This is a genomic window from Mesorhizobium sp. M2A.F.Ca.ET.043.02.1.1 (assembly GCF_003952405.1).
GTDB lineage: Bacteria > Pseudomonadota > Alphaproteobacteria > Rhizobiales > Rhizobiaceae > Mesorhizobium.
Genome location: NZ_CP034445.1, coordinates 6,058,845 through 6,083,516 on the forward strand (window position 1 = coordinate 6,058,845; position 24,672 = coordinate 6,083,516).

A 24,672-nucleotide genomic window follows, 5' to 3' on the forward strand; every position below is an offset into this window, starting at 1 on the left:
GCTGACTCAGGTCACCTCGGCGCTGATTCCGAAGCCGCGCCCGTCAGCAGACCATGCGCCGGCGCCGGCCATGGCGAGCGCCAGGAAGCCGCCGGCAATGGCGATGTCCTTCATCAGCATCTGCTGGTGCAGGAAGGCGAGAGTGGCATCGTCGCCGCCCTGGCCGTAATGGCCGGTGAAGCCCGCGACGATGCAGAAGGCGGCAAGCAGAAGCGCTACGATCCGGGTCTGGAAACCGACGAGGATCAAGAGCCCTGCAATCAGTTCGAACAAGCCGGTGCCCCAGGCCGCTAAAGTCGGCAACGGCAGGCCGAGCCCGGCGAAATAATTGATCGTGCCGGAGATGTGGGTGAGGGCCTGAAAGCCCGACGGCACGAATAGCGCGGCAAGAAGCAGCCGCGAGACCAGAAGCAACGCATTGCGAAACATTCCCACCTCCCGTGCCGGCCGGTCCGGCTGATGCCGGCTGCGGCGCAGTCTACGCCTGCAACGAAAAAGCGGCGCGGAAAATTCCGCGCCGCTTTCGAGTTTGGCTTGGGAGGAAAGAAGGATCAGCCGCGCTTGGCGTCGATCGAATAGGCGCCGGCGCCGGACGAGGCGAGCAGGAGGAAGCCGCCGGTGATGGCGAGGTTCTTTAGGAACTGGATCATCTGCATCTGGTCGGCCCAGCCGGTGTGAGCGACCAGCCCGGTCGCGATCGTGAAGATGGCGAGCACCCAGGCGACGATGCGGGTCTGGAAGCCGACGAGAATGGCAAGGCCGCCAAGCAACTCGATCAGGCCAACCAGGACGGCGGTTACGGTCGGCACCGGCAGGCCGAGAGCGCCGAAATAGCCGGCGGTGCCGGAAATGGCGGTGAGCTTGCCGAAGCCGGAAAGCAGGAAGATGACGGAAAGCAGTATGCGACCGAGCAGGATCGTGGTGGAGCTGTTGGATGCGGTGCCGTTGCCGGCGACTGAAGAGTTGATGGACATGGCGGTTCTCCAAACGGGTTGAATGACCCGTCAGATAAACGATGTAGACTGTTCACAAAAAGCCACCTATGCGGCGACACATTGTTCACAGGATATATGTTTTTGGAATTGGCGCCCGCGTGCGAAAATCATGTCGCGAGATTAGGCTAACCCGGTAAATTCTGCTGCCGCAAAACGGAACCCTCGGTCCGAAGTTTGCGAGCGCTGGCTTCGGAGATTGCCGGGACGCTCGTCACGTCGTCATCCACGAGCGGAGCAAGGAGCGAAGCGACGCGCGCAGACCATAGGATTCCATGCCGTGACCTCAAAGCAGCCGCAAGCGGTCGGGGATACTTCGCCCTGGAATGACATCGCGAGGCCGCAGCAGCCTGTAACAGCCTCGCTCCGCGTCGCGAAAACTACCCCGGATGCGTCATGTCCTCGGGGCGCACCAGCCGATCATAGTCAGCCTCGCTGACCAGTCCCGTCGCCAGGGCCTCCTCACGCAAGGTCGTGCCGTTCTTGTGCGCGGTCTTGGCGATCTTGGCGGCGTTGTCGTAGCCGATGGTGGGGGCAAGCGCCGTCACCAGCATCAGCGAGCGCTCCAGCGCGGCCTTGATATTGTCCTCGCGAGCCTCGATGCCGACAACGCAATTGTCGGTAAAGGAGACGGAGGCGTCGGCGAGCAGCTGCACCGACTGCAGGAAGTTGTAGGCCATCAGTGGGTTGTAGACATTGAGCTCGAAATGGCCTTGGCTGCCGGCGAAGGTGAGCGCCGCATTGTTGCCGAACACCTGCACGCAGACCTGCGTCAACGCCTCGCACTGGGTCGGGTTGACCTTGCCTGGCATGATCGACGAGCCCGGCTCGTTCTCCGGCAGCGACAGCTCGCCGAGGCCCGAACGCGGGCCGGAGCCGAGCAGGCGGATGTCGTTGGCGATCTTGAAGAGAGCCGCGGCCGCCGCGTTGATCGCGCCATGCGAGAACACCATGGAATCATGCGCCGCGAGCGCCTCGAACTTGTTCGGCGCGGTCACGAAGGCGATGCCGGTGATGGCGGCGATGCGGTCCGCCACCTTTTCCGCGAAGCCGACCGGCGCGTTGAGGCCGGTGCCGACGGCGGTGCCGCCTTGCGCCAGTTCCTGCAGGCCGGGCAACGTCTGCTCGATCCGCTTGATCGACGAAGCGACCTGCGCGGCATAGCCGGAAAATTCCTGGCCAAGGGTCAGCGGCGTGGCGTCCTGCGTGTGCGTGCGGCCGATCTTGATGATGTGGTTGAAGGCGCGCGCCTTGGCGTCGAGCGCCTTGTGCAGATGATGCAGGGCAGGGATCAGATGGTGGGCGACCCGCTCGGCGCAGGCGATGTGCATGGCCGTGGGATAGGTGTCGTTGGACGACTGGCTCATATTGACGTGGTCGTTGGGGTGCACCGGCTTCTTCGAGCCCATCACGCCGCCGAGCATCTCGATCGCCCGGTTGGAGATCACTTCGTTGGCGTTCATGTTGGACTGCGTGCCGGAGCCGGTCTGCCACACCACCAGCGGGAAATGCTCGTCGAGCTTGCCGTCGATCACTTCCTGCGCGGCGTCCACGATCGCCTTGCCGATAGCCGGATCGAGCCGCTTCATCTCCATGTTCACCTCTGCCGCGGCGCGCTTGACGATGCCGAGCGCGCGCACGATCGATGCCGGCTGCTTCTCCCAGCCGATCTTGAAATTGCCCAGAGAGCGCTGCGCCTGCGCGCCCCAATAGCGGTCGGCCGCCACTTCGATAGGGCCGAACGTATCGGTTTCGGTTCTGGTCTTTTCTGCGCTCACGGGAACTCTCCGGCCTGTCGATTTGGGCAAGGGCGTATCGCGTTGCACAAACGGCATCAAGCGGAGATTGCGGGCGAGCAAGATGCAAATCGGTTGAAGGCAAGGGTCACCCCAGCGGCGGCCCGACAATGTCGATGCCGTTCTCGGCGCACAGCCTGGTCAGCATCTCGATCGTCTGCGGCGTCGGCGTCGCCGCCGGCGGCAGGTCGGGCCGTTCAGCGGGGCGGCTTGCCTTGCGCACCATCGTCTCGAAATCCGGACCGCGCGTCACTGTGAGCGTATGCGCCCCTTCCGGAGACTCGACCCTGTAGGTGTGCGGCAGGCCTTTCGGCGCGAGCACGGTCTCGCCGGCGCCGGCGATCCGCCCGCGGCCGTCGATGACGAAGCGTATCCGCCCTTCAAGGATATGAAACACCTCGTCCTCGTTGCGGTGCACGTGCAGCGGCGCGGAATCGCCATAGGGCTGGCGGTGTTCGATAACGCAGATCCCATCCTCGCCGTCGGCCGAAGAGACCTGGATGGCGACAAGCGTGTTGTTGAACCAAAGGAGTTCCTTGCCTGCGATGCTGGTGTTGATCATTGTCATGATTGCTCTTTCTCGTTGGGCGCCGGCGAAACGGCTTCGACGGCGACTTAACCTGGACGGGTCGGCGACGGAAATCGAATGATCGTATGGGGCGGATCGATGCGATGAATTTGAATGCGCTCGACCTTAATCTGGTGAGGGTGCTCGACGCGCTTCTGCGCGAGAAGAGCGTGACGCGCGCCGGCGAGCAGATCGGCCTTAGCCAGCCAGCCGTCAGCGCGGCGCTCAACCGCCTGCGCCATGCGCTCAACGACCAGCTCTTCGTGCGCCGCGGCAACGACATGGTGCCGACGCCGCGCGCCGAGAGCCTGGCTGAGCCGGTGCGCGCGGCATTGCGCGAGATCGAGCGCGCCTTTCAGCCGGCAACCGATTTCGATCCGGCGAAGCTGGAACGGACCTTCACGCTTATGGGTGCCGATTTCTTCTCCATGCTCCTGATGCCGCCCTTTGCCGCTCGCATCGCAGGGGTGGCCCCAGGCGTATCGTTCCGCTTCCTCGACAGCGCCATTGGCGACGTCTCGAAGCTGCTGCAGGAGGATCGGATCGACCTTGCACTGGAGCGCCCGCTGGAGGTGGCGGAATGGGTTTCGAGCGTGGCGCTGTTCGGCTCCCCCTTCGCCATCATCGCCGCGAGGGACAATGCCGCGCTCTGCCAGGCGGGCATCGCGGAGGGCGAGGAGGTGCCGCTCGACTTTTTTTGCGCGCTGCCGCACGCGCTGCGCTCCATTGATGGCTCGATGTCGGGCTTCACCGACGATGCGCTGGGCAGGATCGGCCTCGCGCGCCGCGTCACGCTCGCTTTGCCGCACTTCCAGGCGGTGGCGCTGGCCGTGGCCGGTGGACCTTATCTGGCCGCCGTCCCGACGCAGTTCGCGGTGGCGGCGGCAAAAACCCTGCCGATCGGCATCTATCGGGCGCCGATCCCGATACAATCGCCGGCGGTCAGGATGTACTGGCACGCCCGTCGCGATGATGAGCCGCCGCATCGCTGGATTCGCGAGCAGATCCTCGACGAGGTGGGAAGGCTTGGGTTCAAGGACTGAGACCACCCATTGAGCCGTCAACCTCGCCCCCGCATATAGCCGACATCCACCCGGCGGCCTGTCGCTGGTCTGAACTTTATCCAGCCGAGGCCAGGCCAACGGGCGCTGGCTGGCGTAGCGCCAGTCGCCCCGCGACGAAGTTTTTGACCTGGCGCACCGCCTGTTCGCGCGTGATGCTGCCCGGCTGCAGGCCGAGCCTGAGCCACAGCCCGTCGATCAAGGCGGTGACGCCGAGCACGATCTCCTCGGCCAGTTGCGGCGAAGCGAGACCGCGCAGACCGGACAACAGGTTCGAGCGCATCCGCGCGTGGATCACCTTCTGGATGCGAGCCAGCTTCTCGTCGCGCGGCACCTCGGCGCAGAGCGACAGCCAGGCATGGCAGAGTGGCGGCAGGAACAGGTGCTCCTCGAAATTGCCCTCGATCACGGCGTCCAGCCGTTCCATCGGAGACCGCGCCCGCTGCAGTCTGGCGACGACGGCGTGACAGAGCACGGCGTTGGCCTCGCGCATGGCGTGCTCGAACAGCTCCTGCTTGTTGCGGAAATAGTGCAGCACGATGCCCTTCGAGGCGCCGGCCTGGGCCGCGACCTTTTCCAGCGTCGCGCCGGCGATGCCTTCGCGCTCCAGAACGGCGAACGCCGCCTGCCGCAACTCCTTGCGGCGTATGTCGCTGAGACGCGTCAGTTTCACCGGACCAATCCATGCATGGCGAATCCATGTTGACATCTTCGCCCGCTCAGATCAATGATTGACCAATTGGACAATAAATAGACCGGAAGGTCAAACGACGAGGAGAACCGGAATGTTGCGCGTGCTTGCGAATGGCGTTTGTGTTGCGGCGTTGATGCTGGCTTCCCAGGCGGCCCAGGCCGCCGAGGCCGAGAGCTGTAAAGCGGTCCGCATGGCCGAGCCCGGCTGGAATGATCTCGCCTTCACCACGGGCGTGGCCAAGGTCCTGCTGCAGGCGCTCGGCTACGAGCCTCAGAGCGAGGTGCTCGGCATCAACGTCATCTATGAGGGCATGAAGAACAAGGACCTCGACCTCTTCCTCGGCTACTGGGACCCGGCCATGGTCACCTATTACGAGCCCTACAAGAAGGGGGACGGCTCGATCGAGAATGTGCGGGTCAATCTGGTCGGCGCCAAATACACTTTCGCCGTGCCGACCTATGTCTGGGACGCCGGCGTCAAGGACCTCTCCGACCTGCACAAATTCGCCGACAAGTTCGGCAAGAAGATGTATGGCATCGAGCCGGGCTCCAACCAGCTGATGATGGACGCCATCGCCGATCCGCAATTCGGCCTTGACGGCTGGCAGGTGGTCGAGTCGAGCGAAGCCGGCATGCTCTCGGAGGTCGGCTACGAGATCAAGGAGAAGCAGTTCATCGTCTTCCAGGGCTGGGCGCCGCGTCCGATGAACACGATGTACGACTTCAAGTATCTGACCGGCGGCGACAAGTTCTTCGGTCCGAATTTCGGCGCCGCCACCGTGACCACCCAGGTGCGCAAGGGCTACCTGCAGGAATGCTCGAACGTCGCGCAGTTTCTCAAGAACCTTGCCTTCGACATCGACATGGAAAATGTCGGCATGGGTTATCTGATCAACGATGGCATGAAGCCGGAAGACGGTGCGCTGAAGTCGATCACCTTGCACAAGGATCGCCTCGACGCCTGGCTGGCCGGTGTCACCACCTTCGACGGCAAGCCCGGCCTTGCCGCGGTCAAGGAAAAGCTCGGACTGTGAGCCAGGCAGCCCCGGAGCTGACGGTTCAGGACATCGAGCAATCCACCTGGGCCTCCCGCAAGCGGATTGTCGATGTCGGCGGCCTCGACCTAGCCTATGTCGAGGTCGCCGGTTCGGAGCCGCCGCTTGTCCTGGTGCATGGCTTCACCGACACCAGCCGCAGTTTTTCGCTGCTGGCCCCGCATCTTTCCGGGCGCCGGCTGATCATGCCGGATCTGCGTGGCCACGGTGCCTCAAATGCGGGCGAGGGGTGCAGCGTCGCCGATTTCGCTGACGACATTGCCGGGCTGATCCGGCGCTTGCGGCTGGACCGACCGGTTGTCGTCGGACACTCGCTTGGCGGCATGGTGTCGATCGCGCTGGCCGCACAATATCTGAACGTGATCGGAGGGCTGGTCATCCTGGCCAGCACGCTGAAGCCCGATTTCGGATCGCATCACCAACTGATCGACGGCGTGGCGGCCCTGCGCGACCCGATCTCGCCGTCCGATCCGTTCTATGACTGGTGGCATGCCTGCCAGCCGGGCGTGCCGCAGGCATTTCTCGCCGGTCTCGCGCAGGACGCCTCCGCGATTCCGGCGGCGCGCTGGCGCCCATTCTCGAAGAGATCCGCCGCACCGATCTGACCACCGCGGCGCGGGCCGTGCGGGTCCCGACGCTGATCATCGCCGGCGGGCGCGATCCGCTTTTCGGCGAAGCGCACCAGCGGGCGCTGGTCCAGGCAATTGCCGGATCGCGTCTGGTCTGGGCGCGGGACTGCGGCCACAACCCGCATTGGGAAGACCCGGCCTTTGTCGCCAAGCCAATAGCCGGCGTCCTGTCAGCCGAGTGACTGCCGCAGGATCCTGTTGCGATAGACGCCGGCAGGACAAAAGGGGGATCGCCTTCGCTCGAAAATTCAAGAACGACTGCCACTATTCCTTCAGCGGCTTGATCCTCTCGAACCCCACCTCGCTCTGCGCGCTCGTCCCCTCATCATACCGCCGCGCCAGCACCGCCTGCAGGTCCGGTGAATAGAGCGCGGTGAAGGTATCGATGACGTTGCCCGTGCTGCCGGTGATCGTTTCGCCGACCACGAGCACATTATACTTGCAGTCGCCGAGCCTGTAGGTGTCCTTGCCTTTGACGGTGAGCGCCAGCGTCTCGGTGCTCTGCGGCGTCTTTTTCGAAGACAGCCGCACGAATTCGGTCTTGCTCTTGGCGCCCGCCTTCAGCGGGAACAGCTTCTTCAAGTCGCCGAGCGGGATCATCGACAGCCGCCCGGTGTCGCTGTCGCGGAACACCTCGATCAGCCCGGCATAGAGATACTGCGTCTGCGGCGAATCCGATTGATATTTGTTGGCGACCGCGACCATGCCGCCGGGCGCCGGCCGGAACTCGCTGCTTATGCCGGGTTTTTCGAGCACGAAGCCGGCTTTTGCGGATTTGGCGTCGACGCAGTCTGCGGCCTGCGCGCCGCCGGCGAAGCCGAGCATGGCGAGCACCATGCCGGTTGTAAGGGCCTTCACGCCTTCCTCCCCTGGGTGCATGTACCAGAGCAATGACAGACCGCCGTCGCCCTGTCGACCCAGGAGCTTTCATGCCTTGGCATGAATAAAGCATGTCTCCCGAAAGTGGGAACCGGTTTCGGGATAAAGACATGCGTAAAATAAGAACCTAAAGCGCATGGAGCGAATCTGAAAGATCGCGACGCGCTTTAGTCTCCAGGCGCCGGCTGGGCATTGAACTGGACGAGGCGGGTCGAGAATGTTTAATCGGGTAACGATGAAACGTCCCTCGCCAGCAACCATCTCGCGCCGTCTGCTCTTCGCCCGGATGGGTGGCCTCGTTGCGGCCTGCGCTCTGCCTCGCGTCGCCTTCGGCCAGACCGGAAAGCGCATCCAGCCGATCGACGCCACCTTCCTCTTCGTCGCCGATATCCATGCCTGCCGCATGGCGAGCGGCCTCAGCCCCAATTGCCTGCAGGAAGGCAAGACCGATGCAGCACTTCTGCGCAATGTCGCGGCCTTGAACGCCATTGCCGACAAGAAGTGGCCGGCCGAGATCAACGGCGTCTCCACCGGCCTGCATTCGGCCGGCACCCGCATCGGCACGCCGCTCGGCCTCGTCACCGGCGGCGACATCACCGATGATGGCGGTGGCCAGGTCACCGAGCCCAGCGAAGGCACGCAGCTTCTGCAGTTCTCCCAGCGCTACCAGGAAGGCATCGGGCCGGATCGCGTCCACATCCCGGTCTATGTCGGGCTCGGCAATCACGATCTCGACCAGAACGGCTCGCCGCCGCATGTAGATTGGTATCGCCGCGAATTGCGAGATTATGTCGAGGTCAACCATCGCCCGGGCGTGTTCTTCAAGCCACCGGTGCCGGCAACCGAATATGATGTCGATACCGACTGCTATTCCTGGGACTGGGGCGGCCTGCATCTCATCCAGACGCACCGCTTCGCCGGCGACACCGGCCATGGCGCGCCGAGCAGCCTGCCCTGGCTGAAGCAGGACCTCGCCACCTATGCCGGCGACGGCCGTCCCGTGGTCATCTTCCAGCATTATGGTTGGGACACTTTCTCGACCGAGCGCTGGGATCCGATGAAACGCACCTATGACGACGATGGTTCAGGCCGCCCGCACTGGTGGGGCGAGGCCGACCGCCAGGCTCTGCTGGCGGCGATCAGCGGCTACAATGTCATCGCGATCTTCCACGGCCATGAGCACGAAGTGCCGATGATCTACCAGCGCGACGGCCTCGATCTCGTCAAGCCGAAGGCGGCCTATATGGGCGGCTTCGCGCTCGCGCGCATCACGGCCGACAACATGGATGTGGTGCTGGGCGAGGCGGCCGGCGACCGTGGCGAGATCGTCTTCACCAACGCTTTCGCCAAGCAATTCCAGACATGAAAAGGCCGCCCGCGGCGGCCTCCATGGTGCCTGTCATCCTGGTGCTTGCGGGGTGCGGTTGCATCGGGCGACGCAATCCGGTTAGGCTCGCCGCGGCTGCCGGAGAGGGCAGCCCTGGGGGAACCGGGTTTGCGTCTTCGTGTAGCTTTTGTCGCTGTCCTGATGGCCCTGGCTGGCTGCGTCACTGACGACGTTGGACCGATCAACACGCTCACCAGGCAAGCCGGTCGCCCATCACCCACTTACATCCCAGACCCCGCCGATGATGGCTCGACCGTGGTCGGACTGGCGTTTTCCGGCGGCGGCACGCGGGCCGCCGCTTTCTCCTACGGCGTGTTGCGGGCGCTGGACGACGTCGTCGTCGATCAACGCCCGAAACGGCGCACGCTGATCGACGACATCAGGATGATTTCAGGCGCTTCGGGCGGCGCGGTCGCCGCCGCTTATTTCGGCTACAAGGGCAGGGACGGCTACCGGGATTTTCGTGAGCGCTTCCTGACCCAGAACGCCGAAGCCGATCTCAGGACATCGTTCTCCCCGGTCAACTTCATCCGCGCCTATTATGGCGGTGTCAACGACCGCAGCGGTTTCGCCAGATGGTTGAACCACCATCTGTTCGACGGCGCGACCTTCAAGGCCCTGCACCGGCCGAAAGGTCCGATCGTCTGGATCAACGCCTCCGACATCTACAACCGCACGCCGTTCCTCTTCACCTACGACACTTTCGCGGCGCTCTGCAGTGACCTCGACCAACTGCGGATTGCCGACGCTGTCGCGGCATCGGCCGCCGTGCCGATCGTCTTCGCGCCGATCGTGGTCTCGGCGACCAGCCCGCATTGCGGTTACCGCATGCCGCAATGGCTGAGCGAGGCGCTTGCGGACCGCAACGCCTCGCTGCGGCTCAAGGCCTATGCCAGCGCGCTCGATTCCTATCAGAACGACGATCCGCTCGACTATGTGAAGCTGCTCGACGGTGGGCTGACGGACAATATCGGCGTCACCGGCTTCGCGCTTGAGCGCTCCGCCGCCGGCACGCCTTACGGGCCGCTGTCGCCGTCGGCCGCGGTCCGCCTGACGACGCTGATCTTCATCGTCGCCGACGCCGGGAGCGACAGCGATGTGAACTGGGCGAAGTCGCTGCACGGGCCAAAGGCCGCCGAGCTCCTCGACGCCGTGACCAGCACCACGCTTGCCGCCTCGGTGCGTGACGAGTTCGATGCGCTGAAGCTTGCGGTCTCGCAATGGAAGGGTGAGCTGGTGCGTTATCGCTGCGAGCTGCCGCCCTCGACCGTTTCGGCCTATCGCGGTTCGTCGGCCCGGTGGAACTGCCGTGACGTCCGCCTTGTGGTCCAGCACCTTTCCTTTGCCGATCTCGATCCGGCGACGCAGGCGAAGCTGAACGAGATTCCGACCAGGCTCAGGCTGCCTGTCGACCAGGTCGACCTCACGATCGATGCGGGCCGCAGGGCGCTCGAGGTCAATCCCGACATACACACGGCAGTCGCCGCGATCCAGGCCCGCGCCGGCGTGAGGCCGCCGGCGATCACGACGGCCGAAGCGAATTGACATCATCAGGAGACAGGTCTTGGCAGAGTTCACCCTCTATATCGGCAACAAATGCTTTTCCTCCTGGTCGCTCAGGCCTTGGGTGGCCATGCAGCACCTGGAAATACCTTTCGAGGAGGGCTTCGTGCGGCTGCGCACGCCGCAGACCGCGGCCAACCTTGCCAAGGCGTCGCCGACCGGCCTTGTGCCGGTGTTGAATCACAATGGCAGGATCGTCTGGGAAACGCTTGCCATCCTTGAATATCTTGCTGACCTCTACCCTGAGAAGAAGCTCTGGCCGGAGGACCTCGGCGCTCGCGCGCTGGCGCGCTCGGTTGCGACCGAGATGCATTCCGGCTTCCGCGAGGTCCGCTACGGCTGGCCGATGAATCTGCGCCGGCCGAAATCGCACACGCCGCTCGATGCCGAGGGCGAGGCACAGCGGGCGCGGATCGAGGCGATCTGGCGCCAGTGCCGCGAGCAATATGGTCAGGGCGGCCCCTTCCTGTTCGGCCATTTCACTGCGGCCGACGCCATGTATGCGCCGGTGGTCACGCGCTTCGACACTTATGGCGGCGATCTGGCGCCCGTCACCCGCGCCTATGTCGATGCGGTCTTGGCGATGCCTGCGATGCGTCACTGGTATGCCGAAGCCGCCAAGGAGCCATGGCCGGAGCCTGGCCCGGACGAATAGAGCTATTCAGGAAGAAGGTGTAACGTTTCGTGGAAGTTGCGCGGCGGATCCACCCGTGGGCGGCCGGCGGCAATAGACTTTCAGGGAGGCGGCGATGGCCAACAGTGAAGCACCGCATGAAGCCACGGCGTCAACGATCTTCCATTGCCGGTTGATCCCGCCGCGGCCGGATTTCGCCCTCACCATGACGGAGGAAGAAAGGGCGCTGATGGGCCGGCATGCCGACTATCTGCGCGAGAAGCTCCGCGAAGGCATCATGATCATGGCAGGCCCGGTCGCCGATCCGGCCGGCCCATGGGGGCTGCTGATCCTGCGTGCCGGCAGCGAGGCGGAGGCGAGGGCCGTGACCGACGCCGACCCGGTGGCGCGTTCGGGCCGCGGCTTCCGCTATGAGATCCTGCCGCTGTTGAGCGTGATCATGTAGGCCTGATGAAAAACGCCTCTCGCGCTTTTTACACGCGGGAGGCGTCTTTGCCGTCAACCTTTCTCGATCGCTCTCGAATTGCTGACAGCAGGGATAAAACCGGCAGCCGGCGAAAGGGTTCCCGGCAAAACGAAAAAATCATGCTGTCGGGAAAAATTGCGTGGAAGGATGGACGAACGCCGCAATCCTGCGCCAAGACAAGGCACGCATGAGGATCGCCTTGCCGCCCGACCCCGCCATCACCGTATCGTTTTCGCAAGGCGTCGCCTTCGACTGCCAGAGCTGCGGAGCCTGCTGCTCCTATTCGGCCGACTGGCCGCGCTTCTCGACCGAGGAGGATGAGCAACTGGACCGCATCCCGCTCGAACTGGTAGCCGCCGACCAGTCCGGAATGCGCTGCGAGGGTGCGCGGTGCTCTGCGCTCACCGGGGAGGTGGGTAAGCACACGGCCTGCGGCATCTATGATCTCCGCCCGGATGTCTGCCGCGCCTGCATGCCCGGCGGCGACGACTGCCTGATGGCAAGGACGGCGCATGGGTTGTCGGTGAGCTAGTCTCCACCCGCTTGCCGAAGTCCACACCTCCCGGTACCTTCCGGCCGGGCAGGGCCGCGGAGGAAATCCATGAGCATCGAATTCCTGTTAACGTCGCTGATCATCGTGGCCTCGCCCGGCACCGGCGTCCTCTACACGCTGAGCGCCGGCCTCTCGCGCGGCGCACGCGCCGCTGTCGTCGCCGCATTCGCCTGCACGTTGGGCATCATCCCGCATATGGCGGCCGCCATCACTGGCCTCGCCGCTGTGCTGCACACCAGCGCCGTCGCCTTCGAGACGCTGAAATATCTCGGCGTCGCCTACCTGCTCTACATGGCTTGGAACACGTTGAAGGAGAAGGGCGGGTTGAGCATCGACGAGGACGCCGCGCCGCGCTCGACCGCCAGGACGATCACCGCTGGCATCCTGGTCAACGTGCTGAACCCGAAACTGTCGATCTTCTTCTTCGCCTTCCTGCCGCAATTCGTCAGCACCACCGAGCCGCATGCGCTGCCCAGAATGCTGGAGCTCTCCGGCGTCTTCATGCTGATGACCTTCGTCGTCTTCGCCGTCTATGGCGTCTTCGCGGCCTCGGTGCGCAGCCACATCGTGTCGCGGCCGAAGGTGTTGACCTGGATGCGCCGCAGCTTCGCCGCTGCCTTCGTCATGCTTGGCGCCAAGCTGGCTGTGGCGGATCGCTAGCTCCCTGATCCATTCGCCGTTTCGGAAGCCTCGTCGCTTCCGGAGCCCGCCGCAACTCTAACGCCCAGGCGCCAGGCCGAGGGCGGTACGCCGATCATCTTCTTGAAGGCCCGGCTGAAAGCCGCTTCGGATTCGTAGCCTATCTCCGCCGCGATGCTGGCGACGTTGCTGTTGCCGGTGCTGAGCAGCTCCGAGGCGATCTGCATGCGCCATTTGGCGAGATAATGCATCGGTGGCATGCCGACGACTTTGGTGAAGCGCTCCGCAAGCACCGTGCGCGACAAAGCGGACTCCTTGGCCAGCGCCTCCACCGTCCAATTGTGGGCCGGCCGGTCGTGGATCAGCGCCAGCGCCTTCGACAGCTGCGGATCGCGCAGGCCCGCCAGCCAGCCGGTCTGCTGCGGCGGCAGCGATTCCACATAGCGGCGCAACACGTCAACGAACATCAGTTCGCTGAGCTTGGTAAGCACCGTTTCGCTGCCGGCCCGCTTCTCGGCCACTTCCGAGACCGCCAATCTGATGAACTGGCCGAGCCAGCCGGCATCGCCTTTGACGTCGCCGGCCTTGATGACGGGCGGCAGCGCCTCCAGCAGTGGATTGAAGGGCAGGGCATGGCAGGCGAGATAGCCGCAGACCAGCCTCGCCGACAGCGATCCGTCCTTGACGTAGTTGATCGGGAAAGGCGTTTGGCTTGCGGCCGCGATCTGCAGCACGTCCGCCGTCGGCGGGTCGGCCCTCAAATCGGGCGTGCTCGACATGATATGCGGGTCGCTGTGGGTGAAGACCACGACCTCGCCGGCCTCCACCGGGATCGCCTCCTGCCCGATAATGCGGGCAAAGCAGCGGCCCGCCGTGAGCACGTGATAGGAAATCAGGTGGTCCGCGCCCGGCAGTATCCTCGGCAATATCGAGGCGGGTGCCGGCGAGCAGACCGCCCACGGATCCTGGGCCTCGATGTCGAAAAACGTCGCACCGGTGAGGCGCACCGTTTTCAAAAGGTCAGACAGAGCGTCTCCGGCCATTTCACCCATGTCCCGCTAAGCCAGTTGCGCGACTTCCATTCGAGTTCCGGACGCGCTGTCAACTAACGCGGACGCCCCATCATTCCGTCCCAGGTGGGAAGCTTTAAACCCCAACCGGCGTCAGGAGCTGTCTTCTGTTGCACGCTCTGCGCAATCGAACGCAACGAAAGAAAAGGACTAAAGTCATGACGGTACATAAGGGCGGGTGTTTTTGCGGCGCCGTGGAAATTGAAGTCCACGGAAACGCGGAGGCAATGGGCTATTGCCATTGCAGTTCCTGCCGTTCCTGGTCGGCGTCTCCCGTGAACGCCTTCACGCTGTGGAAGCCTCAGAACGTCAAGGTCACCAAGGGGGCGGAGTTTCTCTCAGGTTTCAAGAAGTCCGAGATGAGCGACCGCCAGTTCTGCACGAAATGCGGCGGCCATTTGATGACGGACCATCCGCCGCTCGGACTGGTCGACGTCTATGCGGCCACCATACCGACGGTGGAATTCGCGCCGGGGGTCCATGTCAATTACGCCGAGACGGTCCTGCCGATGAAGGACGGGCTGCCGAAGCTGAAGGACTTTCCCGCCGAGCTCGGCGGCTCCGGGATCGCGGTCCCGGAATAGGTCCGGACGATGGTCGACGACTTCAAGCAACCGCAATTCACGACAGGAGAACAGCAATGGATATCGCGACGTTTCGCGCCACGCAGGAGCCGATCAAGGATCTTTATCGCAAGGATGCGCGGGCCGCGCTTCTTACCTTGAAGGCGAAGGGCAGCGCCGACGACTCAAAGGTGACCTGCAAGGTCGAAACCGGGCGCGGGCTTGCGCTGGCCGGCATTCATCCGAAGGCCGGCGGCAGCGGCCAGGAGCTTTGCTCCGGCGACATGCTGCTGGAGGCGCTGATCGCCTGCGCCGGCGTCTCGATGCGGGCGGCCGCGGCCGTGCTCGAGATTCCGATCAAGTCGGCGGAAATCTCCGCCGAGGGCGATGTCGATCTTCGCGGCACGCTCGGCGTCACCGAGGGGGTGTCGGTCGGCTTCAAGGAAATCCGCCTGCGCTTCGACATCGAGTCGGATGTCGAGCAAAGCCGGCTGACCCAACTCATGGAGCTCACCGATCGCTACTGCGTGATCTTCCAGACCATCCAGCACAGCCCGAAGACCTTCGTGAAACTCAACAGGGTGGTCTCGTGACACTTTGCCCGGAACCGAGATCCTGGCGGGCAGTTTCGAGCTCGGCCTGAGCGCGGCTTTCCGCGCCAGGCCTATCCTTTCACATGCCCCGTCGCCTCGACGATTTTGCCGGAGCGGCGTGCGCAGCGCTGGCGCTGCTGGTCGAATCTTCGCTGGAAGGCCTTATGGTGATCGCCCGCGCCACCCGCGACCGCACGCCGGTCCAGGCCGTTGCCGACGAGGTCGCCGCGCTGGTCGAGCAGGCGGTACTTGCTGGTCAGGCCACTGCGGAGCCGCATTGACCATTTGAGCGGTCAACTCGGTCGCGCGCGGCCGATGAAGGCCCGCCGGCAGAGCGTTTCGCCTTTCCTTTGAACGGTGAAACGCGCTAGCGGGCCGATTGCCGGATCAGATCGCGGCCGATCGGCTTCGGTGTCTCGCTGCGCAGCACCAGCGCCGTCGTGACGGAGCCGTGGCGCGCCACGGCGTCGACGATGCTTTCAAGTTGCGCCGGCGAGGGGACGACCACTTTGAGGATGAAGCAGTCCTCGCCGGTAAGCCGGTGCACTTCGGTGATCTGTGGCATCTCGGCGAACTGCTTGAGGCAGGGGCGGATATGCTCATGCGTGGTGCGCACCCGGATGATGGCCATCATGCCCAGGCCGAGCGCGGCCGGGTCAATCACGGCGGTGTAGCCTGCAATGACGCCGCGCTCCTCCAGGCGTTTCACCCGCTCCGAAGTCGCCGGCTGCGAGAGGCCGACGCGGCGGCCAAGCTCGGACATGCCGATGCGGCCGTTCTCCTGCAAGGCTTCGACAATGGCAATGTCGGTGGGGTCGAACATAACTGGCTCATCGGGTTATTCATCTTCACTTTGAATCCATCGGATTCGAAGTCATTTTTCCGATGATTTCCTATTCCTGCTCCTGCGGCAAGACGCCACCATGCTCCTGTTGATCTTTAGGAGCAAGGCGACATGACGCATTTCATCATCCTGCCGGGTAGCGGCGGCTCGGGGCCCACGCATTGGCAATCGCGCTGGCAAGACACCGATCCGGCGATGCGGCGTTTCCGGCCATCGAGCTGGGACCTGCCCGATTTCACCGACTGGCTGGCGGCTCTGGAGGCAGCCGTGATCGAAGCGCCCGAGCCGCCCGTTCTGGTGGCGCACAGCCTGTCGTGCCTGCTGGTCGCGCATTGGCAGACAATTTCGCGGCGTCCGGTCCGCGCGGCCATGCTGGTCGCGGTTCCGGACCCGATGGCGGCTCTGTTCCCGGTCTACGGCATGGCCTTCGCCAGGATACCCCAGGACAGATTGCGCTTTGCTTCGCTGGTGGTCGCTAGCACCGACGATCCCTACGGATCGCGCGACTATGCCGAGGCGAGGGCGGCGCGGTGGGGCAGCGGCATCGCCATCATCGGGTCGGCCGGCCATATCAACGCGCAAAGCGGATTGGGCGACTGGCCGCAGGGCCGCGCTTTGCTCGATGGCCTTGTCGCTGAAGCAGCCTGAGGCGCAGCGTTGACGTTTGAGCAACGAAAAAGGGCGGCATCTCTGCCGCCCTTTCCGTATGAATTAGCCAAGCAGCCTGGATTAGAAGTCCATGCCGCCACTCAAGCCCGCTTGCGGGCTTGAGCAATGTTGGCTGATGGGCGTGCTTTATGGACTTCTTAGAAGTCCATGCCGCCACTCAAGCCCGCTTGCGGGCTTGAGCAATGTTGGTTGATGGGCGTGCTTTATGGACTTCTTAGAAGTCCATGCCGCCACTCAAGCCCGCTTGCGGGCTTGAGCAATGTTGGTTGATGGGCGTGCTTTATGGACTTCTTAGAAGTCCATGCCGCCCATGCCACCCATGCCGCCGCCGGGCATGCCGCCCGGCATACCGCCGGCAGCTTCCTTCTTCGGTGCTTCGGCGATCATGGCTTCGGTGGTGACGAGCAGGCCGGCGACCGAGGCCGCGTCCTGGAGAGCCGTGCGCACGACCTTGACCGGGTCGACGATGCCCATGGCGATCATGTCGCCATAGTCGCCGGTCTGGGCGTTGAAGCCGAAGGTCGCGCCCTTGTTCTCGAGGATCTTGCCAGCAACGATCGAAGCTTCCGCACCGGCGTTCGACGCGATCTGACGGGCCGGAGCCTGCAGCGCGCGGCGCACGATGTTGATGCCGGCGGCCTGGTCGGAGTTAACGCCGGTGGCCTTGACGTTGGCCGAGGCGCGCAGCAGGGCCACGCCGCCGCCGGCGACGATGCCTTCTTCCACGGCCGCGCGGGTCGCGTTGAGCGCGTCGTCAACGCGGTCCTTCTTTTCCTTCACTTCCACTTCGGTCGCACCGCCGACGCGGATCACGGCAACGCCGCCGGCGAGCTTCGCCAGACGTTCCTGCAGCTTCTCCTTGTCGTAGTCCGAGGTGGTCTCCTCGATCTGCTGCTTGATCTGGGCGACGCGGCCCTGGATCTCTGCCTTCTTGCCGGCGCCGTCGACGATGGTGGTGTTCTCCTTGGAGATCGACACCTTCTTGGCGCGGCCGAGCATGTTGAGGCCGACATTCTCGAGCTTGATGCCGAGGTCTTCCGAGATGACCTGGCCACCGGTCAGGATGGCGATGTCTTCCAGCATGGCCTTGCGGCGGTCACCGAAGCCCGGAGCCTTGACGGCGGCGATCTTCAGCCCGCCGCGCAGCTTGTTGACCACCAGTGTGGCCAGAGCCTCGCCCTCGACGTCTTCCGAGATGATGAGCAGGGGCTTCGAGGTCTGAACGACAGCTTCCAGGACCGGCAGCATTGCCTGCAGGTTGGAGAGCTTCTTCTCGTGCAGCAGGATGTAGGCGTCTTCCAGATCGGCGACCATCTTGTCGGCGTTGGTGACGAAGTAGGGCGAGAGATAGCCGCGGTCGAACTGCATGCCTTCGACGACTTCCAGCTCGGTCTCGGCGGTCTTGGCTTCCTCGACGGTGATGACGCCTTCGTTGCCGACCTTCTGCATCGCTTCCGCGATCATCTTGCCGACCGACTCGTCGCCATTGGCCGAGATCGTGCCGACCTGGGCGACTTCCTCGGAGGTCTTGATCTTCTTGGCGGCCTTGCCGAGAGCGGCGACGACTTCACCGACGGCGAGGTCGATGCCGCGCTTGAGGTCCATCGGGTTCATGCCGGCGGCAACGGCCTTGTTGCCTTCCTGCACGATCGCCTGGGCGAGAACGGTAGCGGTGGTCGTGCCGTCGCCGGCGATGTCGTTGGTCTTCGAAGCGACTTCGCGGACCATCTGGGCGCCCATGTTCTCGAACTTGTCCTCAAGCTCGATCTCCTTGGCGACGGTGACGCCGTCCTTGGTGATGCGCGGGGCGCCGAACGACTTGTCGATCACGACGTTCCGGCCCTTCGGGCCGAGGGTCACCTTCACCGCGTCGGCGAGGATGTTGACGCCGCGCAGCATGCGCTCACGGGCGTCGCGGGAGAATTTTACGTCTTTTGCAGCCATGGTTAGCTCCTGACAGGGGCTCGGGAAGAGCCCGAAAACTCAGTTGATGGAGAGGCCGAAATTCAGCCGATGATGCCCATGATGTCGGATTCCTTCATGATCAGAAGGTCTTCGCCATTGAGCTTGACTTCAGTGCCCGACCACTTGCCGAACAGGATGCGGTCGCCGGCCTTGACGTCCAGGGGCACCAGCTTGCCGCTCTCGTCGCGGGCGCCGGAGCCGACGGCGATGATCTCGCCTTCCTGCGGCTTCTCCTTAGCCGTGTCCGGGATGATGATCCCGCCGGCGGTCTTGGATTCAGATTCGACCCGGCGAACGACCACGCGGTCATGAAGCGGGCGGAACTTGGACTTTGCCATGTTGTCTTCCTCGAGTGAGAACGGTGAGAACTGTTCCTCCATCCGGCGAGGCCGCCGGATATGAGTTAGCACTCACCAAAGGCGAGTGCTAACGTGGCGCTGAGATAGGCCGGCGCCTTGCCAGAGTCAAGGCGCGCGAAAGGGGCAAGCGGCGCGAAATTTTTCTCAGGCGAAACGTCACCATGAAAAGCGCCTGCTGTCGCGGGACACCGACGAGCAATCCCACCCGTCAGTCCCGGCGCTTCGGCGCTCGCAGCACCAGCAGCGGGCAGCGTTCGGCGAGCCCGTATGTGCCGGTCGACGCGACGTCGACGTCGTCGAAAAATACTTTGGCTTCCTCGACAAGCGCGCTTACCGGCGCAAAATTGTAGATGACGGATGAGTTCCGGTAGACGTCGACGGTGCCGATCACCGGCAACTCCCACCCCGTGCTTGTCGAAAGTTCGTCGCGGTCGGGAAACATCGCTTCGAATTGCTCGAGAATTCCCGTCACCGGTATGACGTAGTCCGGCGCGCCGGCGTTCGCGGTCATGGCCACCCGCCATTTGAGGTCGTGAAAGGTCGAGACGCCGCCGGCCAACGCCAGGGCGCGGACATCCCGCGGATCGTCGCGTGTCTCGGGGGAAGCGTACAGCCTGATGCCGGCGCGCCCGTCTGCTTTCAGAACGCGCGCGATGGCTGAAAACAGCGCTTGCCTCGCATCCGCCCCGCCGATGACAGTGAGGCATCCGTCGCCGATCAGCGCATCGACGCTTGCGTCAGACATCGGCGGATCGAACCAGTCGCCGCGTACCGCCTTGCGCCTTTCGGTATCGCCCGGCCAGATGCCGGCGATCATGTCGGCCGACTCGTCGACCGCCGTCATCCTGGCGCCAAGCCCGGCGAGCTCCGGCGTCACGCCGAACATCACGACGTGCGATCGAGCGAGGTCGAGTTCGCGGTTATAGGCCTCGACGACTTCCGGCGGCGGCCTGAGCGGCGACCCCAGCAACTGCCAATGCCTGCGAATTGTATTCCAATGCTCTGTCATCACAAACCCGCCCGTACGATTGTATTAGAACGCATAATCGAGGACGCTTAAGAAACCAAGCCGGGGGGCGGATGGCACGTATTGCGGTTATCACGCATGAGTTTGACGCGTTTGAACGCCGTCGCGGGCCGTTGCTGCGTCGCGACAGTCCCTACATGCTCTTCGATCTCCTGGAGGAGTTGAAGCGCCGAGGACATTCCGTGCGCATTGTTGCGGGCACTTCGGCCAGGCCGCAGGCGGATATCGCGATACTCCATGTCGACGCGACCGTGACGCCACCCGAATATGTCGAATACGCGCGCACTTATCCCTTCTGCCTCAACATCGGCGCCGCCGATATCTCGAAGCGTCGCGTCAGCGGCGCGGTGATCGACAGGGATCACGGCTGGCGAGGCCCAGTCATCGTCAAAAGCAGCCTCAACAATCTGGGAACGCGGGAGCAGACGCTCAATCGGCGATCGCGGCGCGCCGGCAGGCCGGAGCCGTTTCCTGATGCCAGGCTGCTCGATCGCTACCGCATCCACGGCTCGCTTGCGGAAGTTCCCCCGGCGGTGTTCGACCGCAAGGATCTCGTGGTGGAAAAGTTTGTTCCCGAGCCCGAGCCTGACGGCTTTGGCGCCCGCTTCTGGCTGTTTTGCGGAGAACGCGAGCGTTGTACCCGGCATGTCTCGCCGCAGAACCTGGTCAAAGGCGAAGATACGATCCGACGAGAGCCGGTTCCGGTTCCCGACGAGCTTCGCGCGCTACGGCGCGATCTCGGCTTCGACTACGGCAAATTCGATTTCGTCATGCATGAAGGCAAGGCCCTTCTGCTTGACGCCAACAAGACGCCCGGCCGCGTCCGCAACCTGTCCGCCTTCCTCGCCGCCGGCAATTCAAATCTCGCCGACGGCTTCGAAGGACTGATCCGCCAGGTAACTTAGGCGAACCTCAGATATTCATGCCGCCCGATACTTCGATCCGCTGGGCGTTGACCCAGCGATTGTCGTCGGAGAGCAGCGAGGCGATCATCGGCCCGACATCCTCGGCGACGCCGGCGCGGCCCAGCGCGGTCATCCCGGCCACGACGCGGTTGATCTCGGCGTCGTCGCGCACATGGCCGCCGTTGAAGTCGGTCGCGATCGCGCCGGGCGCCACGGTGTTGGCGGTGATGCGGCGTCCGGCAAGCTCCTTGGCGAGGTAGCGGGTGAACACCTCGACGCCGCCTTTCATCATCGCATAGGCGGACGAGCCCGGCACCGAGAAGCGCGCCAGCCCGCTCGACACGTTGATGATGCGGCCGCTGTCGTTGATCAGCGGCAGCAGCGCCTGGGTGAGGAAGAACACGCCCTTGAGATGGATGTTCATCAGCATGTCGAATTCCTCTTGCGTCGTGTCGGCGATCGGCTTGCGCAGCCCGGTACCGGCATTGTTGACGAGATAATTGAAGCGATCGCGCTGCCAGGTCTCGCGCAGCGTCTTCTTTAATGTCTCGACGAAAGCCGGGAAGCTGGCGACGGCGCCGGTGTCGAGCTCCAGGGCCGCGGCCCGGCCGCCGGCCGCTTCGATCTCGGCGACGGCCGCCTTCGCCTCATCGGCGCGCGAGCGATAGGTGAGGACGACGTCGACGCCTTTGCGGGCGAGGTTCAGCGCTGTGTTGCGGCCGAGACCGCGGCTGGCGCCGGTGATGAGGGCAATGGGACGGGTGGTCATGGCGAAATCTCCTTCTCTTCGGATGGAGATGCATATACCCGCCCATGCAGGCGATATAATCGGGCGTGGATTGCCAACACTATTCAGCCTGTGCGAACAATCTGCCATGGATCGTTTTGACAGCATGCGACTCTTCACCCGCGTCGTGGAGCGGCGCAGTTTCACCGCGGCAGCCGCCGATCTCGGCCTCCCGCGCTCCAGCGCAACCGCCGCAATCAAGCAGTTGGAGAAGCGGCTTGGTGTGCAATTGTTCCGCCGCACCACGCGCCATGTCACCCCGACGCCCGATGGCGAGGCCTATTACCAGCGCTGTATTGGCATCCTCGCCGACATCGAAGACGCCGAAGGCGGCTTCGGCGCCCATGACGTGCGCGGGCGCCTCAGCGTCGACGTCAATGGCCACATGGCGCGCACGTTCCTCTTGCCGGAACTGCCGGCACTGCTTGCCAGATATCCGGGCCTGTCGGTGCATATCGGCGAGGGGGACCGCCTCGTCGATCTGGTGCGTGAAGGCGTCGACTGCGTGATCCGGGCGGGCGTACTTCCCGACAGCGACATGATCGTGCGGCGTCTCGGCATCGCGCGCGAGATTACCGTCGCGAGTCCCGCCTATCTCGAACGCCACGGTGTGCCGCGCACGTTGGACGATCTTGCCGGCCATATGATGATCGGTTTCGTGTCGTCGCGCACGAGGCAAGTGATGCCGCTGGAATTCATGGCCGACGGCAAGGTTCGTGAAGTGGTCCTGCCGTCGCGAGTCACAGTCGCCAATTCAGACACAAGTGCCGCGCTGGTCCGGCTAGGCTTCGGGCTGTTCCAGGCGCCAAAACTCCGCTACGCCGACGACATCGAGGCCGGCCGGCTGGTCGAGGTGCTTCCCGACAATCCCCCGACGCCGACGCCGATCTCGGTGCTCTATCCGCCCAGCCGCCAGCTTTCGCCTCGGGTGAGGGTGTTTGTCGATTGGCTGGTGGAGATTCTGGGGCCGAAGCTGGAGGAGGCCTGAGGCAGGCAAGTGCGGCGAGGGGACGGCGCCCCCGAGTATGACGACGGCTACAAAAACAGCCGCAACTGCGTGTGGATGATCGAGCGATAGTCGTCGATCGTGCGCCGGCCTTCTGCCTCGTCCTGCGTCAGCGCCAGCCGCACGACGCCGCCGGCAAGCTGGAAGATCAGGAACACGACCCGCCCGAACGCCTCGCGCTGATCCGCTTGAAGCATGGGCGCGACATGGTCGCAGAATATCTTCGCCTGGTGTCTCGTCTCGGCAATGTCGAGATGCTGCAGCGCCTTGTCGGCCTGGATGGCGTTCTGCAGGTCCTGGATCGCCGGGTCCGCCGCGACACGGGCATAATAGTCATCGAGCATGCGATCGGCCGCCGCCGTCACGTCGCCCGGCTCGCTTATCTCGGCGATGATCGCGCCGAAGCGTGCCCGGTTTTCCTCGGAAAAGCGCTCGTAGAGCATCGCCAGGATCGCCGACTTCGACGGAAAGTAGTGATAGACGGTCGCGATCGGTCCGCCGGCCAGCGCGCCCACCTCCTTCATCGTCACCGCGTCGATGCCCTTTTCGCCGATCAGCCGCATGGTTGTGGCGAGGATCGCGTCGATGCGCTCGCGGCTGCGCTCCTGCTTTGGCCTGCGCCTGGGTTCCGTCGCCGTTCGCTTTGCATCCGTCATGGCCCGCATCTTTCCCGGAAAAGTGCGAATTCGCGGTTGACAAGAAACATGATCAAGTATCAGTTTCATTAAATGCTGACAACTTGTCAGTTTTTCGACCGGGCTGCAAGGGAGGCATCTCGTGACTGCATCGCAAGCCGCGCAAGCGGAAGAGGGCGATTGGCTTGTCGGCAATCCGACGGGATCGCAGCTTGCCTCGGCGCTGTGGATCGGCTCGGTCGGCCTGCTCATCCTTGGGCTGCAGCCGGTTCTGCTCGGCGCCCTCTATACCGAAGGCCACGTCACCGGCGACGAGCTGGCGCTGGTCGCCACCGCCGAGATGATCGCGATAGGCATCGGGTCGGCGATCGTGGCCATGTTGCTGCCTGCCAGGAACATGCGCTGGAAGAGCGCGGCGCTGCTCGTCCTGCTCGCGCTCGCCAATTTCTGGACCGCTTATGCCGGCAGCCCCAATGGGCTGATCGACGCGCGCATACTGGCTGGCGTTGCGGAGGGCGGGCTGGTCGCTGTCGCCACCGAATTGATCGCCCGCTCGCGCCGGGCAGAGCGCATCGGCGGCTATTTCGTCACGCTGCAGACTTTGGCGCAATGCGCGCTGGCGCTGATCCTGGCGCTCTATGCCGTGCCTGCCGCCGGCTCGGCCGGCGGCTTCATCGTGCTCGGCATCGTCTGCCTCTTGTCACTGGTCGTCGCCTGGATCGTGCCGGACGATTATGCCGATCTGCCCAAGGAAGAGCAGTTCGGCAATGTGGCGAAAGTGCCGGCGATCACCGCGCTGCTCTCGATCTTCTGCTATTTCATGTTCTTCGGCGCCGTCTGGGCTTTTCTGGAGCCCATCGGCGCGCAGTTCGGCATCGACGGCCGCACCGTCGGCCTGATGGTGTCGGCAAGCCTCGCCGCGCAGGTGATCGGCGCCATGACCGCGACGGTCTTCGAAGCGCGCATCGACTATCGTTTTGCCATCACGATCATCGGGATCGTCGCGGCGATCAGCTCTGTCCTGCTTGCGTCCGGCCCGGGTCTTTCGGTCTTCTGGGCGGTTGCGCTGGTGATGGGCTTCATCCTGCTCTTTATCGTGCCCTATCAGATCCGCATGGCAATCACCGCCGACGAGACGCGAACGGCAGTGCTTCTGGTTCCGGCCGCGCAGCTCTTCGGTCTCGCCATCGGCCCGATCGCCGCCTCGCTTTTGATTGATGCCGGCAATTTCCGCCCGGTGCCCGAATTCGCCGCGGCGACTGCTTTGGCCAGCGTGCTGCTGCTCGGCGTCTTCGTGCTGGTCGCCCGGCGGCACTGTCGGGCCTGAGCGGGGA

The 24,672-nt window shown here is 64.1% G+C and carries 28 protein-coding genes and 1 pseudogene; 16 read left to right on the forward strand and 13 right to left on the reverse strand.

The annotated features are described in order from the left end of the window. Positions 1 to 6: 6 nt before the first annotated feature. The 4 genes from EJ068_RS29200 to EJ068_RS29215 all read right to left on the reverse strand — a co-directional run bounded on the left by EJ068_RS29200 (position 7) and on the right by EJ068_RS29215 (position 3,356). Entirely contained in the window at positions 7 to 429 is a 423-nt protein-coding gene (locus EJ068_RS29200; protein WP_127251319.1) for a DoxX family protein, read from the reverse strand. A gap of 122 nt (positions 430 to 551) precedes the next feature. Then, the gene (locus tag EJ068_RS29205; RefSeq protein ID WP_127251320.1) at positions 552 to 974 is read right to left on the reverse strand and encodes a DoxX family protein; all 423 of its coding nucleotides are present in this window, start codon (positions 972 to 974) and stop codon (positions 552 to 554) included. A gap of 398 nt (positions 975 to 1,372) precedes the next feature. Continuing rightward, entirely contained in the window at positions 1,373 to 2,770 is a 1,398-nt protein-coding gene (fumC, locus tag EJ068_RS29210) for a class II fumarate hydratase (protein ID WP_128315312.1), read from the reverse strand. 106 nt (positions 2,771 to 2,876) lie between these two features. Further along, complete coding sequence (locus EJ068_RS29215; protein WP_127251322.1) at positions 2,877 to 3,356, reverse strand: cupin domain-containing protein; 480 nt, start codon at positions 3,354 to 3,356, stop codon at positions 2,877 to 2,879. Positions 3,357 to 3,460: 104 nt separating this feature from the next. Between EJ068_RS29215 and EJ068_RS29220 the strand changes: the two genes are divergently transcribed. Then, the gene (locus EJ068_RS29220) at positions 3,461 to 4,399 is read left to right on the forward strand and encodes a LysR family transcriptional regulator (protein WP_128315311.1); all 939 of its coding nucleotides are present in this window, start codon (positions 3,461 to 3,463) and stop codon (positions 4,397 to 4,399) included. Between the two features lie 76 nt (positions 4,400 to 4,475). On the opposite strand, the gene betI is transcribed toward EJ068_RS29220, so the two are convergent. Further along, complete coding sequence (betI, locus tag EJ068_RS29225) at positions 4,476 to 5,126, reverse strand: transcriptional regulator BetI (RefSeq protein ID WP_127251323.1); 651 nt, start codon at positions 5,124 to 5,126, stop codon at positions 4,476 to 4,478. A gap of 76 nt (positions 5,127 to 5,202) precedes the next feature. Between betI and choX the strand changes: the two genes are divergently transcribed. Both choX and EJ068_RS33940 read left to right on the forward strand, forming a co-directional pair. Further along, positions 5,203 to 6,144: a choline ABC transporter substrate-binding protein gene (choX, locus tag EJ068_RS29230; RefSeq protein ID WP_127251324.1), complete on the forward strand. Its 942-nt coding sequence runs from the start codon at positions 5,203 to 5,205 to the stop codon at positions 6,142 to 6,144. Between the two features lie 134 nt (positions 6,145 to 6,278). After that, positions 6,279 to 6,976: pseudogene (locus EJ068_RS33940) on the forward strand (alpha/beta hydrolase). Positions 6,977 to 7,058: 82 nt separating this feature from the next. Here the strand turns inward: EJ068_RS33940 and EJ068_RS29240 are convergent. Next, the gene (locus tag EJ068_RS29240; protein ID WP_245463273.1) at positions 7,059 to 7,652 is read right to left on the reverse strand and encodes a hypothetical protein; all 594 of its coding nucleotides are present in this window, start codon (positions 7,650 to 7,652) and stop codon (positions 7,059 to 7,061) included. A gap of 256 nt (positions 7,653 to 7,908) precedes the next feature. Between EJ068_RS29240 and EJ068_RS29245 the strand changes: the two genes are divergently transcribed. From EJ068_RS29245 to EJ068_RS29270, 6 genes are all read left to right on the forward strand, one after another. Next, a complete protein-coding gene (locus EJ068_RS29245; RefSeq protein ID WP_189342670.1) occupies positions 7,909 to 9,039 on the forward strand; it encodes a metallophosphoesterase in 1,131 nt (376 codons plus the stop codon). 162 nt (positions 9,040 to 9,201) lie between these two features. After that, on the forward strand, positions 9,202 to 10,605 hold the full coding sequence (locus EJ068_RS29250; RefSeq protein ID WP_127251330.1) for a patatin-like phospholipase family protein: 1,404 nt from the start codon (positions 9,202 to 9,204) through the stop codon (positions 10,603 to 10,605). Between the two features lie 19 nt (positions 10,606 to 10,624). After that, the gene (locus EJ068_RS29255; protein ID WP_127251326.1) at positions 10,625 to 11,278 is read left to right on the forward strand and encodes a glutathione S-transferase family protein; all 654 of its coding nucleotides are present in this window, start codon (positions 10,625 to 10,627) and stop codon (positions 11,276 to 11,278) included. 94 nt (positions 11,279 to 11,372) lie between these two features. Continuing rightward, positions 11,373 to 11,702 carry a YciI family protein gene (locus tag EJ068_RS29260; protein WP_127251327.1) on the forward strand — a complete coding sequence of 110 codons (330 nt, stop codon included), beginning with the start codon at positions 11,373 to 11,375 and terminating at the stop codon, positions 11,700 to 11,702. Between the two features lie 208 nt (positions 11,703 to 11,910). Continuing rightward, positions 11,911 to 12,255: a YkgJ family cysteine cluster protein gene (locus EJ068_RS29265; protein ID WP_127251331.1), complete on the forward strand. Its 345-nt coding sequence runs from the start codon at positions 11,911 to 11,913 to the stop codon at positions 12,253 to 12,255. 69 nt (positions 12,256 to 12,324) lie between these two features. Further along, positions 12,325 to 12,936 carry a LysE family translocator gene (locus EJ068_RS29270; RefSeq protein ID WP_127251328.1) on the forward strand — a complete coding sequence of 204 codons (612 nt, stop codon included), beginning with the start codon at positions 12,325 to 12,327 and terminating at the stop codon, positions 12,934 to 12,936. Here the strand turns inward: EJ068_RS29270 and EJ068_RS29275 are convergent. Beyond that, positions 12,933 to 13,958 carry an AraC family transcriptional regulator gene (locus EJ068_RS29275; RefSeq protein ID WP_189342669.1) on the reverse strand — a complete coding sequence of 342 codons (1,026 nt, stop codon included), beginning with the start codon at positions 13,956 to 13,958 and terminating at the stop codon, positions 12,933 to 12,935. The genes EJ068_RS29270 and EJ068_RS29275 overlap by 4 nt on opposite strands. Before the next feature lie 185 nt (positions 13,959 to 14,143). On the opposite strand from EJ068_RS29275, the gene EJ068_RS29280 reads away from it, so the two are divergent. The 3 genes from EJ068_RS29280 (at position 14,144) to EJ068_RS29290 (ending at position 15,422) form a co-directional block, all read left to right on the forward strand. Next, positions 14,144 to 14,569, forward strand: a complete 426-nt coding sequence (locus tag EJ068_RS29280; protein WP_127253954.1) for a GFA family protein — start codon at positions 14,144 to 14,146, stop codon at positions 14,567 to 14,569. Positions 14,570 to 14,625: 56 nt separating this feature from the next. Further along, the gene (locus EJ068_RS29285) at positions 14,626 to 15,141 is read left to right on the forward strand and encodes an OsmC family protein (RefSeq protein WP_127386131.1); all 516 of its coding nucleotides are present in this window, start codon (positions 14,626 to 14,628) and stop codon (positions 15,139 to 15,141) included. 83 nt (positions 15,142 to 15,224) lie between these two features. Further along, the gene (locus EJ068_RS29290; RefSeq protein ID WP_245463274.1) at positions 15,225 to 15,422 is read left to right on the forward strand and encodes a hypothetical protein; all 198 of its coding nucleotides are present in this window, start codon (positions 15,225 to 15,227) and stop codon (positions 15,420 to 15,422) included. Positions 15,423 to 15,508: 86 nt separating this feature from the next. Here EJ068_RS29290 and EJ068_RS29295 read toward each other — a convergent pair whose 3' ends face one another. Next, positions 15,509 to 15,964 carry an Lrp/AsnC family transcriptional regulator gene (locus tag EJ068_RS29295; protein WP_126083198.1) on the reverse strand — a complete coding sequence of 152 codons (456 nt, stop codon included), beginning with the start codon at positions 15,962 to 15,964 and terminating at the stop codon, positions 15,509 to 15,511. 132 nt (positions 15,965 to 16,096) lie between these two features. On the opposite strand from EJ068_RS29295, the gene EJ068_RS29300 reads away from it, so the two are divergent. Further along, positions 16,097 to 16,633 carry an alpha/beta hydrolase gene (locus EJ068_RS29300; protein ID WP_127251620.1) on the forward strand — a complete coding sequence of 179 codons (537 nt, stop codon included), beginning with the start codon at positions 16,097 to 16,099 and terminating at the stop codon, positions 16,631 to 16,633. A gap of 312 nt (positions 16,634 to 16,945) precedes the next feature. On the opposite strand, the gene groL is transcribed toward EJ068_RS29300, so the two are convergent. The 3 genes from groL to EJ068_RS29315 all read right to left on the reverse strand — a co-directional run bounded on the left by groL (position 16,946) and on the right by EJ068_RS29315 (position 19,987). Further along, positions 16,946 to 18,598: a chaperonin GroEL gene (gene groL, locus EJ068_RS29305; protein ID WP_126061351.1), complete on the reverse strand. Its 1,653-nt coding sequence runs from the start codon at positions 18,596 to 18,598 to the stop codon at positions 16,946 to 16,948. Between the two features lie 62 nt (positions 18,599 to 18,660). Then, complete coding sequence (gene groES / locus EJ068_RS29310) at positions 18,661 to 18,957, reverse strand: co-chaperone GroES (protein ID WP_010915433.1); 297 nt, start codon at positions 18,955 to 18,957, stop codon at positions 18,661 to 18,663. A 229-nt stretch (positions 18,958 to 19,186) separates the two neighbouring features. Next, positions 19,187 to 19,987, reverse strand: a complete 801-nt coding sequence (locus tag EJ068_RS29315) for a class I SAM-dependent methyltransferase (protein WP_127251619.1) — start codon at positions 19,985 to 19,987, stop codon at positions 19,187 to 19,189. A 155-nt stretch (positions 19,988 to 20,142) separates the two neighbouring features. Between EJ068_RS29315 and EJ068_RS29320 the strand changes: the two genes are divergently transcribed. Further along, on the forward strand, positions 20,143 to 20,910 hold the full coding sequence (locus EJ068_RS29320) for a hypothetical protein (protein ID WP_245463275.1): 768 nt from the start codon (positions 20,143 to 20,145) through the stop codon (positions 20,908 to 20,910). Between the two features lie 7 nt (positions 20,911 to 20,917). Here EJ068_RS29320 and EJ068_RS29325 read toward each other — a convergent pair whose 3' ends face one another. Next, the gene (locus EJ068_RS29325) at positions 20,918 to 21,679 is read right to left on the reverse strand and encodes an SDR family oxidoreductase (protein ID WP_127251617.1); all 762 of its coding nucleotides are present in this window, start codon (positions 21,677 to 21,679) and stop codon (positions 20,918 to 20,920) included. Positions 21,680 to 21,785: 106 nt separating this feature from the next. Here EJ068_RS29325 and EJ068_RS29330 point away from each other — a divergent pair, with 106 nt between their 5' ends. Further along, positions 21,786 to 22,685, forward strand: a complete 900-nt coding sequence (locus EJ068_RS29330) for a LysR family transcriptional regulator (protein ID WP_127251616.1) — start codon at positions 21,786 to 21,788, stop codon at positions 22,683 to 22,685. 47 nt (positions 22,686 to 22,732) lie between these two features. On the opposite strand, the gene EJ068_RS29335 is transcribed toward EJ068_RS29330, so the two are convergent. After that, positions 22,733 to 23,359 (reverse strand): TetR/AcrR family transcriptional regulator, encoded by a 627-nt coding sequence (locus tag EJ068_RS29335; RefSeq protein WP_127251615.1) that lies wholly within the window; start codon positions 23,357 to 23,359, stop codon positions 22,733 to 22,735. Positions 23,360 to 23,480: 121 nt separating this feature from the next. Here EJ068_RS29335 and EJ068_RS29340 point away from each other — a divergent pair, with 121 nt between their 5' ends. Further along, complete coding sequence (locus EJ068_RS29340) at positions 23,481 to 24,665, forward strand: MFS transporter (protein WP_127251614.1); 1,185 nt, start codon at positions 23,481 to 23,483, stop codon at positions 24,663 to 24,665. The last annotated feature ends 7 nt before the right edge of the window (positions 24,666 to 24,672 follow it).

Coding starts and splice junctions, on each gene's coding strand:
- EJ068_RS29275 (WP_189342669.1), bottom strand. CDS start 13,958: ATGGCCGGAGACGCTCTGTCTGACCTTTTGAAAACGGTGCGCCTCACC.
- EJ068_RS29220 (WP_128315311.1), top strand. CDS start 3,461: ATGAATTTGAATGCGCTCGACCTTAATCTGGTGAGGGTGCTCGACGCG.
- groES (WP_010915433.1), bottom strand. CDS start 18,957: ATGGCAAAGTCCAAGTTCCGCCCGCTTCATGACCGCGTGGTCGTTCGC.
- EJ068_RS29325 (WP_127251617.1), bottom strand. CDS start 21,679: ATGACCACCCGTCCCATTGCCCTCATCACCGGCGCCAGCCGCGGTCTC.
- betI (WP_127251323.1), bottom strand. CDS start 5,126: ATGTCAACATGGATTCGCCATGCATGGATTGGTCCGGTGAAACTGACG.
- EJ068_RS29215 (WP_127251322.1), bottom strand. CDS start 3,356: ATGACAATGATCAACACCAGCATCGCAGGCAAGGAACTCCTTTGGTTC.
- EJ068_RS29200 (WP_127251319.1), bottom strand. CDS start 429: ATGTTTCGCAATGCGTTGCTTCTGGTCTCGCGGCTGCTTCTTGCCGCG.
- EJ068_RS29260 (WP_127251327.1), top strand. CDS start 11,373: ATGGCCAACAGTGAAGCACCGCATGAAGCCACGGCGTCAACGATCTTC.
- EJ068_RS29330 (WP_127251616.1), top strand. CDS start 21,786: ATGGATCGTTTTGACAGCATGCGACTCTTCACCCGCGTCGTGGAGCGG.
- EJ068_RS29335 (WP_127251615.1), bottom strand. CDS start 23,359: ATGACGGATGCAAAGCGAACGGCGACGGAACCCAGGCGCAGGCCAAAG.
- EJ068_RS29270 (WP_127251328.1), top strand. CDS start 12,325: ATGAGCATCGAATTCCTGTTAACGTCGCTGATCATCGTGGCCTCGCCC.
- EJ068_RS29250 (WP_127251330.1), top strand. CDS start 9,202: ATGGCCCTGGCTGGCTGCGTCACTGACGACGTTGGACCGATCAACACG.
- EJ068_RS29300 (WP_127251620.1), top strand. CDS start 16,097: ATGACGCATTTCATCATCCTGCCGGGTAGCGGCGGCTCGGGGCCCACG.
- EJ068_RS29205 (WP_127251320.1), bottom strand. CDS start 974: ATGTCCATCAACTCTTCAGTCGCCGGCAACGGCACCGCATCCAACAGC.
- EJ068_RS29290 (WP_245463274.1), top strand. CDS start 15,225: ATGCCCCGTCGCCTCGACGATTTTGCCGGAGCGGCGTGCGCAGCGCTG.
- EJ068_RS29280 (WP_127253954.1), top strand. CDS start 14,144: ATGACGGTACATAAGGGCGGGTGTTTTTGCGGCGCCGTGGAAATTGAA.
- EJ068_RS29245 (WP_189342670.1), top strand. CDS start 7,909: ATGAAACGTCCCTCGCCAGCAACCATCTCGCGCCGTCTGCTCTTCGCC.
- EJ068_RS29315 (WP_127251619.1), bottom strand. CDS start 19,987: ATGACAGAGCATTGGAATACAATTCGCAGGCATTGGCAGTTGCTGGGG.
- EJ068_RS29265 (WP_127251331.1), top strand. CDS start 11,911: ATGAGGATCGCCTTGCCGCCCGACCCCGCCATCACCGTATCGTTTTCG.
- EJ068_RS29295 (WP_126083198.1), bottom strand. CDS start 15,964: ATGTTCGACCCCACCGACATTGCCATTGTCGAAGCCTTGCAGGAGAAC.
- EJ068_RS29320 (WP_245463275.1), top strand. CDS start 20,143: ATGCTCTTCGATCTCCTGGAGGAGTTGAAGCGCCGAGGACATTCCGTG.
- groL (WP_126061351.1), bottom strand. CDS start 18,598: ATGGCTGCAAAAGACGTAAAATTCTCCCGCGACGCCCGTGAGCGCATG.
- EJ068_RS29285 (WP_127386131.1), top strand. CDS start 14,626: ATGGATATCGCGACGTTTCGCGCCACGCAGGAGCCGATCAAGGATCTT.
- choX (WP_127251324.1), top strand. CDS start 5,203: ATGTTGCGCGTGCTTGCGAATGGCGTTTGTGTTGCGGCGTTGATGCTG.